Genomic DNA, 16,216 nt, shown 5'->3' with positions numbered 1-16,216 from the left:
CCGCACCGAGGGTGTCGCCGGCTGCCCGTACGCCCCCCTCCGAAGAGAGGGGGAAGGCGCGAAGCGACTCAGGGGGTGCTTCTTTTCACGGCATGACATCGCCGGAGTTGGGCCCCAGCGTCTGTCCCACATACAGATTGCCACCGGGATCGGAGGCCAGCAGCACGGCCGTGGGCGCCACCTCGTCGGCGCGGCCGAAGCGGCCCAGCGGCAGGCTGGCCTCCTTGGCGCGCTTCCAGTCCGCGCTGATGCCATCGACCAGCGGCGTGGCGATGGGGCCGGGGGCAATGGCGTTGACCAGGACGTTGTCGGGTGCCACTTCCAGCGCCAGCGACTTGGTGAAGCCGATCACGCCGGCCTTGGCCGCCGCATAGTGGCTCAGCTCCACGCCGCCCTTGATGCCCAGCTGCGAGGCGATGTTGATGATGCGGCCCCAGCGCTGGGCCTGCATGTGCGGCACCGCGCGCCGCGCGCACAGGAAGACGCTGCGCAGGTCCACGCGCAGCATCTCGTCCCACATCGCGGTGGACATGTCGGCGCAGCGCGACTGGGTGAGCATGCCGGCGTTGTTCACCAGGATGTCGATGCCGCCGAAGGCCTGCACGCAGCGGTCGATGATGCGGTGGGCCGTGGACTCGTCGCCCACGTCGCCGATGACGGTCTCGGCCTGCGCGCCCAGCGCGCGGCAGCGCTGTGCCACGCTGTCGGCGCGGGCGGCATCGATGTCGGCCAGCAACAGCTGCGCGCCGGCCTGCGCATAGGCCAGGGCGATGGCCTCGCCGATGCCGCTGCCGGCGCCTGTCACGACGGCGCGGCGGCCGTCCAGGGGCTTGGGGGTGTTCATGTCGGATGTCCTCAACTGGGCCAGCGCACGGTCAGGCCGCCGTCGGCAATGATGGATTGGCCGGTGATGTAGGAGGCCTCGTCGCTGGTCAGGAAACGGATCAGGGCGGCGATTTCGCGGGCCTGCCCCACGCGTCCCAGCGGGATGCCCCTGGCCGCCAGCGCCAGGCCCTCCGGCCCCAGCGAGTTGACCGGGTCCAGCGATTGCGGCGTCTCGATCAGGCCCGGAATCACGGCATTGCAGCGTATGCCGCGCGGTGCCAGCTCCATGGCCACGGCGCGGCACAGCCCGGGCACGCCTGCCTTGGCGGCCGCATAGTGGGCATGCTGCTCCCAGCCGTAGACGCCGCCTGCAATGGAGGAGACGGCCACCATGGCCCCGCCTGCAGCCATGTGGCGCGCACTGGCCCGGAAGGTGCGCATCACGCCGCCCAGGTCGATGTTGATGACCTCCAGCCACTGCGCATCGCTCATCTCGGCCAGGGCCGCCTGGCGCAGCAAACCCGCATTGGCGACGGCGAAGTCCAGCCGGCCGAAGCGGTCCACGGCGACCCGGGCCAGGTGCTCGACCTGTTCGGCATCGCCCACATCGACCGCCTCCATGACGCACCGCCCGCCCGCGCGTTCGACGAGTTCCAGGGTCTGGCCGGGATCGTGCGGATCCCGGGGGTAGTAGCTGCCGGCCACGGCAATGCCTGCCTGCGCATAGGCCACGGCCAGCGCCTGGCCTATGCCGCTGGCGGCACCCGTGACGAGGGCCACCTTGTTGCTTCGGATGTCCGGGTTCATGCCGGCCTCACTTCACGGTCTCGGGATCGACATGGGGCGCCAGAAACATCAGCAGGCCCGAGGCCGCGCAGGGAATGGCGCCCCAGTACAGCGCCGCCTGCACCCAGTCCGAGCCTTGCGACAGCGTCCAGGTCACGCCAAAGCCTGCCGCGATGGCGCCCACCTGGCCCATGGCGTTGACGAAGGAGCTGGCCGTGGCACGGATGTGGCTGGGAAAGCTCTCGCCGATCAGGAACAGGGCGGCGGCATAGGGGCCGATCAGGAAGAACAGCCCCAGCGAGTACAGCGGCACGATGCGCCAGAAGTCGCCCGAGGGCGCGTTCAGCATGAGCGCGAAGGCCAGGCCACCCAGCATCCAGCCGATGGCCACGGCGTTGCGCCGGCCTATGCGGTCACCGAGCCAGCCATGGAAGACATAGCCCAGAAAGCCCGCGAGATTGGAGATGATGAGCACCTGCAGCGCGCTGGAGAAATCCACGCCCTTGCCCGGCGTGCCGCCCGCGCCGCCCAGCACCGAAGTGCCCAGCACCGCGAAGATCACGATGGCGAACCAGTTCAGGAAAAAGCCCAGGGCCAGCGACAGCGTGGGCCGCAGCGAGGCACCGCGGAACATGGCCGACAGGCCGGTGTGCTGCTCCTGCTGTGCGCTGGCGCCATGCTCCTGCGCCAGGCGCATGGCCTCTGCCTCGCGCCCGGCGCGGCGCAGATCGGCCACGCGCCGCGCGGTCAGGAACTGGGGCGTTTCCACCAGCCGGCGGCCCAGCACGGCGATCACCAGGGCCGGGAACATGGCGAACACGAAGGACAGCGCCCAGCCACCGCCCTGGCCGAACCAGCGCTCGCCCAGCGGATACAGCAGGGCCACCAGCACGGCGGTGAGCACGGCGCCCACGGGCCAGCCGCCCTGCACCAGCGAGTAGATGAAGCCACGCCGCCGCAGCGAGGCCGGGTCCGTATAGACCAGGGAGAACAGCTCGCTCAGGTAGGTGGCGTTGATGCTTTGCTCGGCGTAGCCCAGGCCCGCCAGCGAGCGCACCACGATCAGCAGCACGAAGCCCAGGCCCGCCGACAGGCCGATCACCCAGCCGGCCAGCGCTGTCAGTCCCGAGCACAGCGCGGCGCCTGCCACGGCGATGATGATGCCCTTGCGCCGCCCCAGCCGGTCGGCGATGGGGCCGATGGCAAAGGCCACGATCACCGTGCCCAGCGTTACCCAGGTGTTCAGGCGCGCCTGCTGCTCGGCGCTCCACTGGAAGTGCTCGCCCAGTTGTGGCAGCAGGGTGCCGAAGAGGATGAAGTCGTAGACGGCAAAGACCCAGGCGAAAAAGCAGACCCAGGTGGCGTAGCTGACCTGCCTGCGCGTCACGGTGGGCGCGGTCCAGGGGGCATCGATCCCGGCCGGGGCCGGATGGCCGGCGCCTGGGGCGTCGGAGGCAATGGCGGAGGTATTCATGGTGTCCTCGCTGAGGTGGGATGCGGCATCAACGCGGCTGGCGGCGCAGGAAGTCGTCGGCGATCTGGTCGCACGTCATGAAGCGCACGCCCTCATGCGACTGGAAATGCTCGATCAGGCGCTCCAGCATCAGCAGCACCTGGGGCCGGCCGGAGACATCGGGGTGGATGGTGATGGGGAAGACCGCGTAGTCGTGCTCGCGGTAGACCCAGTCGAACTGGTCGCGCCACATCTGCTCTATGTCGCGCGGGTTGACGAAGCCGTGGCTGTTGGGCGACTTCTTGATGAACATCATGGGCGGCAGGTCGTCCAGATACCAGTTGGCGGGGATCTCGACCAGCCGTGTCTCCTTGCCGCGCACAAGGGGCTTCATCCAGGTGTCGGGATGCTTGCTGTAGTCGATGCGGGTCCACTGGTCGCCCACGCGCACGTAGTACGGGTGGAAGTCGTTGTGCATCAGGCTGTGGTCGTACTTGATGCCTTTCTTGAGCAGCAGCTCGTTGGTGACCGGGCTGAATTCCCACCACGGAGCGACGTAGCCCGTGGGCGCGCGGCCGGCCAGCCGCGTGATGACTTCGATGCTGCGGTCCAGCACGGCCTCTTCCTGCTCGGGCGTCATGGCAATCGGGTTCTCATGGCTGTAGCCGTGGATGCCGATTTCGTGGCCCGCGTCCACCACGGCCTTCATCTGCTCGGGAAAGGTCTCGGCGGAGTGGCCCGGAATGAACCAGGTGGTCTTCAGGCCGTATTTGTGGAACAGCTTGAGCAGCCGCAGCGAGCCGACCTCGCCCGCGAACATGCCGCGCGAGATGTCGTCGGGCGAGTCTTCCCCGCCATACGAACCGAGCCAGCCGCCGACGGCATCGACGTCCACGCCAAACGTGATCTGGATTTCCTTGCTCATGTCATGCACTCCTATCAATGGGAACGGTGGAGGGGGAAAGAACCTGTTCGACGCTCAGCGCAATGCGCAGCAGCCGGTCGTCATCGCCCCGGGGGCGCATGAGCTGCAGGCCCGTGGGCAGAAACGCAGGCCTGCCGTCCAGGCCGGGAATGCGCTGCACGCCGCTGGGCAGGGCCACGGCCGGCGTGTCCAGGTAGCTGCCGGGCATGGTCAGCCGCAGCGTGGCGAGGTTGGTTTCGGCAAACAGCCTGTCGTCGTCCAGCAGCGGCAGCAGCAGGGGTGCGGTGTGGCCCGTGGTGGGCAGCACCAGGGTGGCATCGCCCAGCTCCTGCGCGAACAAGGCCATCAGTGGTGCGCGCTGGGCGATCAATGTCCGGTAGCTGTCAGGACTCAGATGCCTGGCCGCCTCCAGGCGCTGGCGCACGCGCGGGTCCATGCGTGCGGCCTGATCGGCATCGTCCAGGCGCGCGCGGTGGGTGGCAAAGGCTTCATGGGCGCCCAGCCAGCCATGGCGCCGGGTCAGCGTCCGTACGGCGCGCAGGCTGCGCAGCGTGCGGCGCTCCACGCGGGCGCCCCGGGTCTCCAGCAAGGCCAGGGAGGACAGGAGGTTGTTGCGCACGGGAGCTTGCACGCGGTCGTCATCCAGCAGGCTGAGGTCCGTGCAGAACACCTGATTGCGCAGGTCCGCGGCGGGGGATGCGTTGGCATGGCCGTCGTCGGTCAGCCCGCGCAGCACGCGGTCCAGCGCCATGCAGTCGGCCACGCTCAGGGCCAGCGGCCCCAGCGTGTCCAGGGACGGCGCCAGCGCAAACACGCCCTGCAGGCAATAGCGTCCCCTGCTGGCGCGATAGCCCACCAGCCCGTTGAAGGCGGCGGGAATGCGCACGGACCCCGCCGTGTCCGTGCCCATGGCCAGCGGCCCGCACCCCAGGGCCACGGCCAGCGCAGCGCCGCTGGACGAGCCTCCGGGCGCCCGGTCGTGGCCTCCCTCATGTGCAAACACCGGCGTGCCGAAGCAGGGATTGAGCCCCAGGCCCGAGTAGGCGAACTCACTGAGATTGGTTTTGCCCAGGCAGACCATGCCGGCCGCTGCGGCACGCGCCACCACGGTGGCGTCGGCCCGGGCTGGTGCGGCCGACTGCAGCAGGGCCGAGGCCGCCGTGGTCGGCGTGCCGCGCACGTCGAACAAGTCTTTCCAGCTGATGGGGATGCCGTCCAGCGGCCCCAGCGGCCGGCCCGCGCACCAGCGCTCGGTGGACTGCCGGGCCTCTTCGAGCGCGCGGTCCGCCGTGATGCGCGTGAACACGGACTGGCTTGCGCAGGCAACGCGCAGGCAGTGCTCGGTGGCTTGCATGGGCGTCAGCGTGCCGGCTGCATAGGCCGCATGCAGTTCGGAGGCCGAGGGAGGCGCCGTCTGGCAGCCATTGGTTTTCATTGAATTTGAATGTTGATGTCAAAGTTCATTTTTTGATTCTAGTGAGCGCCTGCATCCCGCGTCCGGGTGGTTACCCGGGGGATGTGGCGCTGTTGATGGGGGGAGAAAGCTGCGTGCGCGGCCCTAGCGGCCCTAGCGATCCTTGTGGTCCGCCTCGCCGGATTTCCAGTAGCCCTTGGTGCTCAGCTGCGTGCGGGCGATGCCACGGTCCAGGAAGTGCATCTTCAACGTGCGCATGGCGCCGGACTCGCCGGCCATCCACAGATAGCCGATGCCCAGCGGCAGCGGCCGGTACATGAGCCGCTGGCACAGCCTCTGGCCGGGCTGGCCTGGCGCAGCGGTGATCCACTCGGTGCGCCAGTTGGCGGCGCTGTCCATGGGTTGGCATTCGCCGTCGTCGACGATTTCCACATAGGCCTTGACCCGGGCGGAGGCCGGCAGACTCGCGGCGATGGACTGCATGGCCGGAAGGGCCGATGCATCGCCTGCCAGCATCATCCAATCGGTGTCGGCCGGTGGAGCGAAGCCGCCACTGCGCGGGCCGGCAATGGCCACCTGCTCGCCCACGCGGGCCTGGGCGGCCCAGCGGGAGGCGGGGCCGTCGCCGCCAGCGGAGGTGTTGTTCTGATGGTTGGCATTGAACGCATCGCCATGCAGCACCAGGTCAATGTCCAGCGTGCCGGCCTGGCGGTCCACGCTGCGCAGCGTATAGGCCCGGCCTTCGCCGGACGGCAGGAACAGCTTGACCCAGGCGGCGGGCGCATCCGCGGCGGGCGCTCGCGAGAAGGCGGCAATCTGCTCGCCGCCCAGCGTGATGCGGCGCATGCGCGGGGTGATGGACTGCACGTTCACCACGGTGCCCAGGGCGCGCTGCGTGCCGGCGGGGGTGTGAAGCGGCTCAGCCATGGGAGGCTCCCCGGGCTGCGTTCACGCGCAGCAGCAGGGCCACGACAATGGACAGGGCCACGCTCACGGCGGCGGCGAAATACACGTCTCCGACGCCCGTGACACTGGCCAGCAGCCCGGCGGCGGGGGCCGTCAATCCCATGGACAGGTCGAAGAAGGCCACATAGGCGCCCATGGCCGCACCGCGCGCCTGGGGTGGCGCACGGCGGACGGCTTCCACGCCGAAGGCCGGGAAGGCCAGCGAATAGCCGAAGCCGGTGAGTGCGGCTCCCGCGTAGGCCCAGGCCGCATCGCCGCCGCCCCAGATCAGCAGCAGGCCCGCCGCCTCCAGCGGAATGCTGGCCAGCGCCACCCGCACGCCGCCCAGCCTGTCAGGCAGATGGCCGAAGAACAAACGCGCCCCGATGAAGGCCAGGCCGAAGGCTGTGAAGGCCAGCGAGGCCGCGCCCCACCCGCGCGACGCGAACAGCAGCGCCGCAAAAGTGGTGATCACGCCAAAGCCCGCGCTGGACAGGGCCAGCCCCAGGCCGGGCAGCCACACCGTGCCCAGCACCTTGTAGAACGGTGTGCGGCGCTGGGCCGCAGCCGGCGTGGCGCGCAGGCCCCAGACCATGGCCAGGGCGGCCAGCGGCAGCACGATGGTGGCCACGGCAATGCCCGAGAAGCCCCAGACGGCCTGCACTGCCACGCCGGCCGGCGCGCCCGCCGCATAGGCGCCGTACATGGCAATGCCCACCCAGGCCATCACCTTGCCGGCATGTTGCGGGCCGATCATTGCCATGCCCCAGCTCAGGGCGCCGGTGATGATCAGGCTCTCGGCGCAGCCCAGCATCACGCGGCCGGCGGCCAGTACCCAGACTGCGGCCTGTCCGCCCTCGAATGCGCGGGACATCAGGTAGGCCGCGCCCGAAGCGGCGGCCAGCAACATACCCAGCACCACGGCACGCCTGGCGCCGCGCGTGTCGGCCAGAGAGCCGGCCCAGGCCCGCGACAGCAGGGCCGCCGCGAACTGGCAGCCCATCACCGTGCCCACGCCCAGCGTGCCCAGTCCCAGGGTCTGGCTCAGGTGCAGGGGCAGCACGGGCATGGGCATGCCCAGGCAGAGAAAGCTGACGAAGACCGCCAGCGTCAGCGGCAGCAGCCGCGCGAATGCGTTCACCGGCGGCGACGCGGCCGCGGATGGCGAAATTCCGGAAGACATGTGCATTCCCTTTCAAATACGAGTAAAAACTCAGGTCACATGTCCAGGAGAATATGAGCCATGGCTCGCATTGAAAACTCGCATTCGCAGGCGGCGCAGCGGCAGCTGCCCCAGCCCCGCAAGCAGCCACGGCAGGCGCGTTCCCTTGCCACGGTCGAGGCCATTCTGGAGGCCGCGGCTCGCGTTCTTGCAGAACGCGGCTACGCCGCCACCAACACCAATCTGGTGGCCGAGCGCGCAGGCGTGAGCGTGGGTTCGCTCTACCAGTACTTTCCCAACAAGGACTCGCTGATCACGGCCTTGCACGAGCGCCACGCCGCGCAGATGTACGCGGCCATTGCCGCCGTGCTTGCGGCCGAGCGGCCGCAGGGCCTGCAAGGCCATGTGCAGGCCATGGTCCGCGCGCTGCTGGCGGCGCACCGGGTCGAGCCCGATCTGCACCGGGTGCTGGAAAAGGAGTTCCCCTTCTTCGACGCGCCGCGCGAGCAAAGCGCGGCGGACGGCGGCATCTTCCGCCAGGTGCGCCAGCTCCTGGAGCTGCACCGCAGTCAGCTCGCCCACCGCGATCTGGACCTGGCCACCTGGATGCTGCTGCAGACCATGGAGTCCCTGGTGCATGCCGCCGTCATCGATCCGCCGGTCATGTTCACCCCCCAGGCCCTGGAGGATGGCATCGTGCAGGTGCTGATGGGGTATCTGCGAGCGCCTGCCCTGGGTTGAGGATGCAAGGAGCGATTTGGTCGCCAGGTCCTCAGGGCGCGAAAGCCTCTTCAGCCCCGAAGGCAGGCTGCCCGCAAATATGACCCGGATTCTGCTGTCTTCCTCCGGCGCAAGAAAAAGCACGGAGCCAATGAGCCAGATATCGCCATCTGCTCAGAAAATCCCCAAGCCCTGATCTGAAAACACACTGCACGCCCATGCCCAAAAAGTCCTACAGCGAGTACCTGCTCGAACAGCATCCCGAGCTGCACGGGCTGTTCCCTTATTACGAATCGCTTGGTATGACCGAGCCCGTGCTATGGGCTCTGAGCGAAAGCCGCGGAGAGCCCGCCGTGGCTATGGCGGCACTGGTTCACGGGTTGTGCAGCGAGGTGGCGGCTGCCGGCGACAGCCGCTGGCTGGAGCAACTGCACCAAGGAAATGTGAACGTCAACGAAGGCCCGTTGCTCAGCGATGCGCAGCAGGCGCTGGGCCGCCTGCGCGCGTTGGGCATTGCCGACGACCTGCTGATGCCCCTGGTGCGCGCGGCACAGGTGCAGGCGGTCAACAACATCGCAGCCATGATCGACATGGGGCCGCAGATCTCCTGTCTGCCTTTGCCGCAAGGCAGGCAAGCGCACTGGCAGTTGTTCGATGTGGACGTCGAAGACGGCGAAACCCCGGGCAAGGGTTTGAGCGGCTTTGCCATCGATGTGCGGCACGTGCTGGTTCGCTAGTGCCGGGCCCGGCCATCACCCTGTTCAGCTTGGGACGCAGCTGCCCGCATCTTCCTCCGGCGGGGTGACACGCCAGAAGAGGGATGGAAATCCTTCTCCCACCGGCTGATGGCCGGGCGGCTGCGACGCAGCCAGCTGCAGATGCAGCACGCCGCAGGCATCCACCATGTGCTGGGAAATCCACGGGCTGATGTCCATGCGCCCGTCGATCAGCACCAGCGGCTTTTCGCGCAGCTTCATGGCCAGGGCCTTGGCCTCGGCCGTGGGGCCTGCGATCACGCGGATATCGCCGCCCAGCGCTTCGCGCGCGGGTTCGGCAAGCGCCTGGCTCAAGGCCTTTGAATCGAAGTTTCTCCAGTGCCGGCTGTTAAGCCGCAGTTCACTGCGCGCCGAGGTCATCTGGGCCACGAGCAGCAAGGCCAGTTGAATCGCCACGAAGCACTTGATGGCGGTGGTGATCGATATGCGCGACGGGTGCAGCCTGGCACCGGCCAGCTCCATGGCGACGGGAACGGCCAGCAGCAGAAAGGGCGTGCCCCAGTGCAGCTGCAGCGACGAGCCCGCAAAGATGCCGATGGCGCAGGTCAGCACGATGGGCGTGAGGCCGAAGCATAGGATCAGCGCGCGCGATGCATCGGCTGTCCCGGGACGCTGCGGTGTGTCCTGCGGCACAAGGCGGCTGCGGCGGTGCAGGGCTATCACCAGTCCCAGCAGCACCCAGGCGAGCAATGCACGGTTGAGCAGCTGGTCGGCCAGCCAGTGCAGCGTATTGAGCAGTCTTGCGCCGCCGCCCAGGCTGGCGCCCAGCGAGGATTCGGTGGCATAGCGGATGGGGCCGAAGTCGTTCAGGAAAAGCCAGTACAGGTGCGGCGAGATGATGGCCAGCGAGATGGCTGCCGCCAGCACCAGGCCGATCATGTGCACCCGCTCGCGCCAGGCGCCTGACGCCAGCCAGAACAGGAATACCGCCACGGCGGCCAGGATCATCTGGTACTTGGCCAGTGCGCCCAGCCCCAGGCAGCAGCCCAGGGCGGCCCACCAGCGCAGCTGCCTGCTGCCCACCGCACGCCACACCAGCAGGGCGCTGGCCGCGAAGAAGGGCATCAGCACCACTTCATGGTTGAAGAAGTGCATCCGCTCGTTGTAGTAGGTGATGCACATGGCCGCCAACAGGGCCAGCGTGGCGTAGCCGCTGCCGCGCAAGTCATTCAGCAGCTTCCAGAAAAGGAACAGGCCCGCCAGCGTGAAAAGCGCGCCGGTGGCGTAGCTGGTGCGCGCAGACAGCCCGAACAGATGAACCGGCACCGAAAGCAGCCAGGTCGGCAGGGGCGGGTGCTTGTAGTAGCCCCACTCCAGGCTGTGCACCCAGGTCAGCTGTTCGAGGTTGTCCTTGGGTGCCGTGAGGCTGGAGCTGTCGATCTGCAGCAGCCAGACCACCGAAAAGAGCAAGAGGCCGATGAGGACCTTGATGTCCAGCGAAAGCGACGGTGCGGGCATGGTCAGCGGAGCGCTTCGCGTAATCGCGCTCGCTGCTTGTGAAGGAACGGGATGGGTCATAGGAATTGCCAGCGGCGATGACAAGTGCGCTGGCACAGGGGAAATTCCCAGGGAGGCGGTCGAACGGGAGCTTCAGCGTTGGCTACGGACTCTTTGCTTACGCGGGCGCTAGAAGCCCTGCAGCTTATGTCTGCTTGGTTAATCCAATGTAAAGACTGTGTGAAGAATGTGTGGAGGCCGTTGCCTGCGGGCTCACGGCGGGCTGCGTGGCTGCAGCCGGGGGCAGGGCGCTGGTTGAACCTGCCTGGTGCGCGATGGACAAGAAAAAAGCGCCTGGGCAGGCGCTTTGTTTCTGATCATCTGAATCTGGCGGAGGCTGTGACAGTCGAACTGATGTTTCATTTCACATCATAAAACATCAAAATTCAGAGTTTTTTTAATAAAAAACAATGAGTTATGATTTTGATTGTCTCAGATTGACTCATTGTGCATCGCACAATATTCTGTTTTTTCCGTATACTATTCCGTATAACGAGAGCAAAATGGGCCTCCAGTTTCCGTCGAACTTAAACGTATGGTGAAAGCGAATAAATTGACGCAGTTGCAAGCCAGCCGAATCAAGGAAGCTGGCATGCATGGCGATGGTGCCGGGCTGTGGCTGAAGGTCACGGAAGGTGGCTCCAAATCCTGGATCTTGCGCTACACGATGGCCGGGCGAGAGCGTTGGACGGGGCTTGGGCCATACCCTGATGTTTCGCTGGCCGAAGCACGGGACAAAGCCATGGCATGGCGCAAGCAGGTGCGTGAAGGCGTTGATCCGATGAAGGTCAAGCAGGAGGCCATGGCGACCGCACGAGCGGAGCAAGCTAAAAAGGTCACGTTCGCCTGGTGTGCGGCGCAGTACATCGAGTCGCATCGTGCTGGTTGGAAAAATGCCAAGCATGCAGAGCAGTGGGTCAGCACGTTGGCCATGTACGCTGAACCTGTGGTGGGCAAGATGGATGTGGCTCTGGTGGAGACCGAACATGTGGTGCGCGTGCTTGAGCCTATTTGGAACAGTAAGCCTGAAACGGCTTCTCGTTTGCGAGGGCGCATTGAATCCATCCTTGGCTGGGCCAGTGCCCGCCGCCTGCGCAGTGGAGACAACCCAGCGCGTTGGAAAGGGCACCTTGACTCGCTGTTTCCTGCCCGCACCAAGGTCTCTCGGACGCGCCACTTCGCGGCACTTCCGTGGAAGGACATGCGACCGTTCATGACTTCGCTGGAGGCGCAGGCCGGTGTTGGTGCTTTGGCGTTGCGCTTCACCATCCTCACTGCTGCTCGATCCGGTGAGGTGCGAGGCATGGTATGGGACGAGGTTGACTTGTCAGCTCGTCTGTGGGTTGTACCTGCTGAACGCATGAAGGCGGGGCGCGAACACCGGATTCCATTGTCAGATGCTGCCGTGGCCTTGCTGCGTCAGCAGGAACAAGTGCTTTTGGCTGGCACGAACGTCGTTTTCCCCAGTGTGCGGGACCATAAGCCTCTTTCGGATATGACGCTCACGGCGGTGCTTCGCCGGATGCAGCGCAATGATTTGACGGTGCACGGCTTTCGCTCGACCTTCCGTGACTGGGCTGCGGAAGCGACGGACTATCCCCAGGAAATGGCTGAGATGGCGCTGGCACACGTGGTCAGCAACAAGGTAGAAGCAGCTTACCGGCGAGGCGACATGCTGGAGAAGCGTCGTGAGATGATGCAGAAGTGGGCCGAATTCATTCTTTAGCGCTAAGGCTTTGGAAGTGATCGCCAGCCTTTTCTTCCCTGTGGCGCATTGCGCATAATTGAGTAGAGCAAGGAGCTTCCCATGCGACCATCACAAGCACTTGAAATTAGGCGTAGCGATGTACGCGCAGCAGTGGGCCGTTATCGCACTGAAAACCCGCGTGTATTTGGCTCCGTCGTGCATGGAACCGATCAAGAAGGCAGCGACTTGGATTTGATCGTTGATGCTCTTCCGGGTGCCACGCTCTTTGATCTGGGGGGCTTGCAGGATGAATTGGAGAGCATCCTTGGTATTCAGGTCGATTTGCTGACCCCCTACGATTTACCCGCCAAATTCCGCGATCAAGTCCTTTTGGAGGCCCGGCCTGTATGAATATGAACAGGTTGCCTGATTACATTGATCATATGCAGCAGGCGGCTGCAGATGCATGTGGCTTTGTTGTGGGCATGACCCGAGACGAATTTGAGGCAGACAAGAAGACGCAGCAAGCGGTCATCATGAGCCTCATCATTCTTGGCGAAGCAGCCACCAAGGTCATGGATGGCTATGGTGATTTTGCAGCAGCGAATCCTAATGTTCCTTGGAGAGCTATGCGCGGGATGCGCAATCGCATCGCCCATGGATATTTCGATATCAATCTAGATGTGGTCTGGGATACCGTAGAAACAGCATTGCCTGAATTAAAGAAACAACTAATCGCAGTTGGAAAAAATACTGATTTATGATTTCTATGTGAGTTGAAGATAATTTTCAGTACTACTATTCAGAAAAAAGGGACAAAAAATGTGTCCCTTTTTTTGTTTGTACGTTATTTAAATTTCTCAGCCTGAAGGCTAAGTTTATCGGATGAAAATTCTTGTAAATTGGAATCGCTACAGCTGGAGAAAAGAGGTGTATTTTTGAGAATATAGAAATGAAATGATTGACTTAAGTGATTGTGAAATTAAATTTCATGTACTGGTTTTAATGGTGTTAAAGGTTTTGTTTTTCTGAGTTTGATGATTTGAATCTGAGCAGAAGATAGATTTAATTTCTTTCGGGTCAGGTTAACGAACTTAGGGGAGGCTTGGCAGTATGAGCTGAAAGCGATATCTAAAGAATATTTTTCAACTAATATATTGTATAGGTCTTCTCTTTTTCCATAAAATAAATGTTTTACTTTCCCGTCTCCATGATATGGGAGAAGATTTTTTATTTGTATATTCAAGGCGGCTTTTTTCATCATTTCTTTTAGTTTTATGAAAGCTGGCTCTCCAATATTGCAATATGGGTCTTTTGCCTTTTTTGTATTTTTTGCGACTATTCCTTTGATTTCCTCAAGGTGCCACTCGGAAGTTTTTAAAACTTGAGGAATCCTCTTATAACCTGTCTGTACTAGGAAGAGATCAAAAGGAATGATTTCCGATTTACTTTTACTTATTCTTGGTGAATAAACCAATTGTAGGTTTTTACCCTCATTATTGCGCCACTTTGAGTAATCCTCTACAACACTATCAATATTGATTTGGTATTGGTTGTGAAGACTCAGTGCGATTCTCATCCAAAAAATAATCGGCAAACTCATTTCTAATGAAATGTGCGCTATGGTATTGGATAGCACTCCTACGATTCTTTCAGCCGCTTCTACTAGACAAGTATCGATTTCGTCAGGCGGTTGATACTGATTTTCAGTAACTCTATTTTTTTTGATCTCATGAAAAATATGCTTTCTAAGCTGTTCGTTATTGATGGGTATTTCAGTTTTAATGACGATCAATCGAATGAATTCTTCAAGTGACCAGTGATAAATATCATGTTGAAAGATTTTTGTCATGGTTTTATTGGATGAATATTTTTATCTTGCTGAGCAATGAAGATTGGTACCTAACAATATGCCTAACAGATGGCCTAACACATACCTAACCATCGTACCTCACACCTAACAGTTCAGCAAAGCAAGCAACTGCCCTGCCTGCAAATTTTCTAAATCTGTAAAGCCTGGTAGCTGGGCGACTGCATCCTGCATGTCGTCCGTAGCACTAGGAGCTTGCTATGGCATATCGCCAAAAACCTATCCTTGCTACAGGCGCTGACTGCGCAGCTGCCTCAACCAAGCTTGCCCGTCCACGCCTTGATCCTTTGCTGGACTTCGATCAGCTTCCCAATTCCGCCCATGTCCGCATAGATGTGGTGCAAGGGCTGTATGCGTGCTCACGCGCAACCGTTTGGCGTCACGTTAAAGCCGGTCATATCCCTGTCCCTGTGAAGATCTCAACGCGCATAACTGCTTGGCAGGTTGGCTCGTTGCGTAAGCACCTGATGGAGATGAATTGACGCTTATTCATTGCCTGACTTTTGCATACCAAAAACTGTAAAAGTCAGGTGTATTTGCATGGCATAAAAAGAAAATTTATGCCGGTTAAATAAGATGAAATTTGATGATCGATTAGTTTTTTTGTTGAAAAGCAGCTTGCAAAGTCATTATTTGAGCCTAGAGATAATTAAATGTAGGCACTAGCTAGCAAGGCACTTATCAAGGTAGTAATGAAGTAACTATCGTATAGCTGTAAACCAACATTAAGAAATCAATTTATGGAGTGAAAAGAAATGTGTGATTCACCTGGGATAATGTTTTTTCTTAAAAAGCCAATGCCTTACAAAAAGGCTGAAAAGTACTTTAAGTGTAATTTTTGGCCATCATTCTCTGGGGATGGAGTTACGGGAGGTCGAATGATTACTTTAGTGTCGCGCGTCACGGGAGGTGAGTTCAAGGTTGCACCTTGCTTAGATAAGGCTAAGGAAAACTTAATTGGTTTTTTTGTGAGTATCAATATTCCTGCGTGCGTTATCGGTAATAACGCATTCCTGCATATTTTGGTGTATGAATCTGCAAAGATTGCCATGACTTTTTTGAAGGAATATTTGAAAAATATTGGAGTTAATGAGAAATATATTGAACTAATAAAGTTGAGGAATGCTTTTATTAAAAGCTTGGATCTTACCTATTTGCTCAAATTCGATAGTGTTGAGGAAGCAATGGCTATGCGCGATGAGCTTGAGCTTCGTATAAATTCAATCTATCACTATCTGCCCACAACCGATAGACCTCATATTGGTGAGGATATAAGTAGGTCAGTTTACTTGAATGTCCGCAATTATCCATCTTTGCTTGCATATATAAAATGGCAGGATAATCCTAGTAAAAAGAAGTATGGGCTATATGATGGTGCGGATTCTTTAGATCCCAAGGTTAAGGAGAAAATCTATAGTGTGAGTAAATGTGGTTTGCGTATCGAGCTAAAAATCACCGAAGCTTACTTGAAGAAAAACCATTCAGATATGATGAGCGTTATGGAGTGGAAAGATCCAAAAAAATCAGAAAAAGTAATCGCTGATGTCTTTCAAAAGTTACGTTTAATGTTGCGTTTAGATGAGGATTTTCGTCACAACAAGCATCGTTCTTATGACCTTGCCAAGCTAGACGATAATATTCAAAAATTCTTGACTTCTTACTATGCTGGTAAGGAGAATTGCAAAAACGAAGAGGGTGATTCTTCTGAAAAATTGCCGACTCTCGATGAGATGACAAAAAGCCAGCGTTATGAGCTGAAGAAGAAAATTCATGAGAAAACGCGGATTGATATCTCTATTCCATGGAAATATCACAAGCGACTGAAGGCGATGGATTGGCTCGTGCAACCAAAGCCTCCAGTGCTTTCAAAAAAGTATCGTGAGCTTTGGCCCTATGTTTTCAATCGCAGAAATATGCCAATGTTCTTGAAAAAGGTGAAAAATGCTGGTGCCGTCTGGGCGTACAAGCCGAACGTTGAATCCCAAACTTCAGATGTCTCTGACCTGATGGGCGATGAGCCCTGTGTCGAGGCTGTGGCTGCCAAGCCCTATCGAGGTATTGGCAGTTTGAAAATCCCAAACCATGCAAACATGGCTGATGATTGAGCAGGAGTCTAAAAAATGAAGAGGGCGTGTGACTTATTGGTTGCACGCCCT

The 16,216-nt window shown here is 60.3% G+C and carries 16 protein-coding genes; 7 read left to right on the top strand and 9 right to left on the bottom strand.

Translation table 11 applies throughout. The features are described from left to right. Positions 1-85: 85 nt before the first annotated feature. The 7 genes from KDK82_RS29355 to KDK82_RS29325 all read right to left on the bottom strand — a co-directional run bounded on the left by KDK82_RS29355 (position 86) and on the right by KDK82_RS29325 (position 7,531). Positions 86-844 carry an SDR family NAD(P)-dependent oxidoreductase gene (locus KDK82_RS29355; RefSeq protein ID WP_088166954.1) on the bottom strand — a complete coding sequence of 253 codons (759 nt, stop codon included), beginning with the start codon at positions 842-844 and terminating at the stop codon, positions 86-88. An 11-nt stretch (positions 845-855) separates the two neighbouring features. After that, the gene (locus KDK82_RS29350; RefSeq protein ID WP_088166953.1) at positions 856-1,632 is read right to left on the bottom strand and encodes an SDR family NAD(P)-dependent oxidoreductase; all 777 of its coding nucleotides are present in this window, start codon (positions 1,630-1,632) and stop codon (positions 856-858) included. Between the two features lie 7 nt (positions 1,633-1,639). Further along, complete coding sequence (locus KDK82_RS29345) at positions 1,640-3,085, bottom strand: MFS transporter (RefSeq protein ID WP_088166952.1); 1,446 nt, start codon at positions 3,083-3,085, stop codon at positions 1,640-1,642. 28 nt (positions 3,086-3,113) lie between these two features. Then, positions 3,114-3,989, bottom strand: coding sequence for a polysaccharide deacetylase (locus KDK82_RS29340; protein WP_013803733.1), 876 nt, complete (start codon positions 3,987-3,989; stop codon positions 3,114-3,116). Position 3,990: 1 nt separating this feature from the next. Next, a complete protein-coding gene (locus KDK82_RS29335; RefSeq protein WP_088166951.1) occupies positions 3,991-5,424 on the bottom strand; it encodes an amidase in 1,434 nt (477 codons plus the stop codon). 132 nt (positions 5,425-5,556) lie between these two features. Continuing rightward, positions 5,557-6,330 carry a siderophore-interacting protein gene (locus KDK82_RS29330; protein ID WP_088166950.1) on the bottom strand — a complete coding sequence of 258 codons (774 nt, stop codon included), beginning with the start codon at positions 6,328-6,330 and terminating at the stop codon, positions 5,557-5,559. Continuing rightward, positions 6,323-7,531: an arabinose transporter gene (locus KDK82_RS29325; protein ID WP_088167004.1), complete on the bottom strand. Its 1,209-nt coding sequence runs from the start codon at positions 7,529-7,531 to the stop codon at positions 6,323-6,325. Before KDK82_RS29325 ends, KDK82_RS29330 begins: the two co-directional genes overlap by 8 nt. 60 nt (positions 7,532-7,591) lie before the next feature. On the opposite strand from KDK82_RS29325, the gene KDK82_RS29320 reads away from it, so the two are divergent. Both KDK82_RS29320 and KDK82_RS29315 read left to right on the top strand, forming a co-directional pair. After that, the gene (locus tag KDK82_RS29320; RefSeq protein ID WP_088166949.1) at positions 7,592-8,251 is read left to right on the top strand and encodes a TetR/AcrR family transcriptional regulator; all 660 of its coding nucleotides are present in this window, start codon (positions 7,592-7,594) and stop codon (positions 8,249-8,251) included. 197 nt (positions 8,252-8,448) lie between these two features. Continuing rightward, the gene (locus KDK82_RS29315; protein WP_088166948.1) at positions 8,449-8,967 is read left to right on the top strand and encodes a hypothetical protein; all 519 of its coding nucleotides are present in this window, start codon (positions 8,449-8,451) and stop codon (positions 8,965-8,967) included. A 24-nt stretch (positions 8,968-8,991) separates the two neighbouring features. Here KDK82_RS29315 and KDK82_RS29310 read toward each other — a convergent pair whose 3' ends face one another. Beyond that, positions 8,992-10,464, bottom strand: coding sequence for a glycosyltransferase family 39 protein (locus tag KDK82_RS29310; protein WP_088166947.1), 1,473 nt, complete (start codon positions 10,462-10,464; stop codon positions 8,992-8,994). 574 nt (positions 10,465-11,038) lie between these two features. Between KDK82_RS29310 and KDK82_RS29305 the strand changes: the two genes are divergently transcribed. From KDK82_RS29305 to KDK82_RS29295, 3 genes are all read left to right on the top strand, one after another. After that, positions 11,039-12,229, top strand: coding sequence for a site-specific integrase (locus tag KDK82_RS29305; RefSeq protein WP_179217996.1), 1,191 nt, complete (start codon positions 11,039-11,041; stop codon positions 12,227-12,229). An 81-nt stretch (positions 12,230-12,310) separates the two neighbouring features. Continuing rightward, positions 12,311-12,601 (top strand): nucleotidyltransferase family protein, encoded by a 291-nt coding sequence (locus tag KDK82_RS29300; RefSeq protein WP_088166946.1) that lies wholly within the window; start codon positions 12,311-12,313, stop codon positions 12,599-12,601. After that, the gene (locus KDK82_RS29295) at positions 12,598-12,954 is read left to right on the top strand and encodes a DUF86 domain-containing protein (protein WP_088166945.1); all 357 of its coding nucleotides are present in this window, start codon (positions 12,598-12,600) and stop codon (positions 12,952-12,954) included. Before KDK82_RS29300 ends, KDK82_RS29295 begins: the two co-directional genes overlap by 4 nt. A gap of 218 nt (positions 12,955-13,172) precedes the next feature. Here KDK82_RS29295 and KDK82_RS32355 read toward each other — a convergent pair whose 3' ends face one another. Next, complete coding sequence (locus KDK82_RS32355) at positions 13,173-14,042, bottom strand: hypothetical protein (protein WP_143343531.1); 870 nt, start codon at positions 14,040-14,042, stop codon at positions 13,173-13,175. A gap of 218 nt (positions 14,043-14,260) precedes the next feature. On the opposite strand from KDK82_RS32355, the gene KDK82_RS33505 reads away from it, so the two are divergent. Beyond that, positions 14,261-14,542, top strand: a complete 282-nt coding sequence (locus tag KDK82_RS33505) for a helix-turn-helix transcriptional regulator (protein WP_368731472.1) — start codon at positions 14,261-14,263, stop codon at positions 14,540-14,542. A gap of 273 nt (positions 14,543-14,815) precedes the next feature. Continuing rightward, the gene (locus KDK82_RS32350) at positions 14,816-16,165 is read left to right on the top strand and encodes a hypothetical protein (RefSeq protein WP_143343530.1); all 1,350 of its coding nucleotides are present in this window, start codon (positions 14,816-14,818) and stop codon (positions 16,163-16,165) included. Positions 16,166-16,216: the final 51 nt, after the last annotated feature.

This window comes from Delftia sp. K82 (assembly GCF_002193035.1).
GTDB lineage: Bacteria > Pseudomonadota > Gammaproteobacteria > Burkholderiales > Burkholderiaceae_C > Comamonas > Comamonas acidovorans.
The sequence above is the reverse complement of the archived record's forward strand: the minus strand, read 5'-3'. Positions and strand labels throughout refer to the sequence as shown.

What these genes read in the sequence shown, in the direction of transcription:
- KDK82_RS29300 (WP_088166946.1), top strand. Translation starts at nt 12,311, where the DNA reads ATGCGACCATCACAAGCACTTGAAATTAGGCGTAGCGATGTACGCGCA.
- KDK82_RS29345 (WP_088166952.1), bottom strand. Translation starts at nt 3,085, where the DNA reads ATGAATACCTCCGCCATTGCCTCCGACGCCCCAGGCGCCGGCCATCCG.
- KDK82_RS32350 (WP_143343530.1), top strand. Translation starts at nt 14,816, where the DNA reads ATGTGTGATTCACCTGGGATAATGTTTTTTCTTAAAAAGCCAATGCCT.
- KDK82_RS29340 (WP_013803733.1), bottom strand. Translation starts at nt 3,989, where the DNA reads ATGAGCAAGGAAATCCAGATCACGTTTGGCGTGGACGTCGATGCCGTC.
- KDK82_RS29320 (WP_088166949.1), top strand. Translation starts at nt 7,592, where the DNA reads ATGGCTCGCATTGAAAACTCGCATTCGCAGGCGGCGCAGCGGCAGCTG.
- KDK82_RS33505 (WP_368731472.1), top strand. Translation starts at nt 14,261, where the DNA reads ATGGCATATCGCCAAAAACCTATCCTTGCTACAGGCGCTGACTGCGCA.
- KDK82_RS29330 (WP_088166950.1), bottom strand. Translation starts at nt 6,330, where the DNA reads ATGGCTGAGCCGCTTCACACCCCCGCCGGCACGCAGCGCGCCCTGGGC.
- KDK82_RS29295 (WP_088166945.1), top strand. Translation starts at nt 12,598, where the DNA reads ATGAATATGAACAGGTTGCCTGATTACATTGATCATATGCAGCAGGCG.
- KDK82_RS29350 (WP_088166953.1), bottom strand. Translation starts at nt 1,632, where the DNA reads ATGAACCCGGACATCCGAAGCAACAAGGTGGCCCTCGTCACGGGTGCC.
- KDK82_RS29355 (WP_088166954.1), bottom strand. Translation starts at nt 844, where the DNA reads ATGAACACCCCCAAGCCCCTGGACGGCCGCCGCGCCGTCGTGACAGGC.
- KDK82_RS29315 (WP_088166948.1), top strand. Translation starts at nt 8,449, where the DNA reads ATGCCCAAAAAGTCCTACAGCGAGTACCTGCTCGAACAGCATCCCGAG.
- KDK82_RS32355 (WP_143343531.1), bottom strand. Translation starts at nt 14,042, where the DNA reads ATGACAAAAATCTTTCAACATGATATTTATCACTGGTCACTTGAAGAA.
- KDK82_RS29305 (WP_179217996.1), top strand. Translation starts at nt 11,039, where the DNA reads ATGGTGAAAGCGAATAAATTGACGCAGTTGCAAGCCAGCCGAATCAAG.
- KDK82_RS29325 (WP_088167004.1), bottom strand. Translation starts at nt 7,531, where the DNA reads ATGTCTTCCGGAATTTCGCCATCCGCGGCCGCGTCGCCGCCGGTGAAC.
- KDK82_RS29335 (WP_088166951.1), bottom strand. Translation starts at nt 5,424, where the DNA reads ATGAAAACCAATGGCTGCCAGACGGCGCCTCCCTCGGCCTCCGAACTG.
- KDK82_RS29310 (WP_088166947.1), bottom strand. Translation starts at nt 10,464, where the DNA reads ATGCCCGCACCGTCGCTTTCGCTGGACATCAAGGTCCTCATCGGCCTC.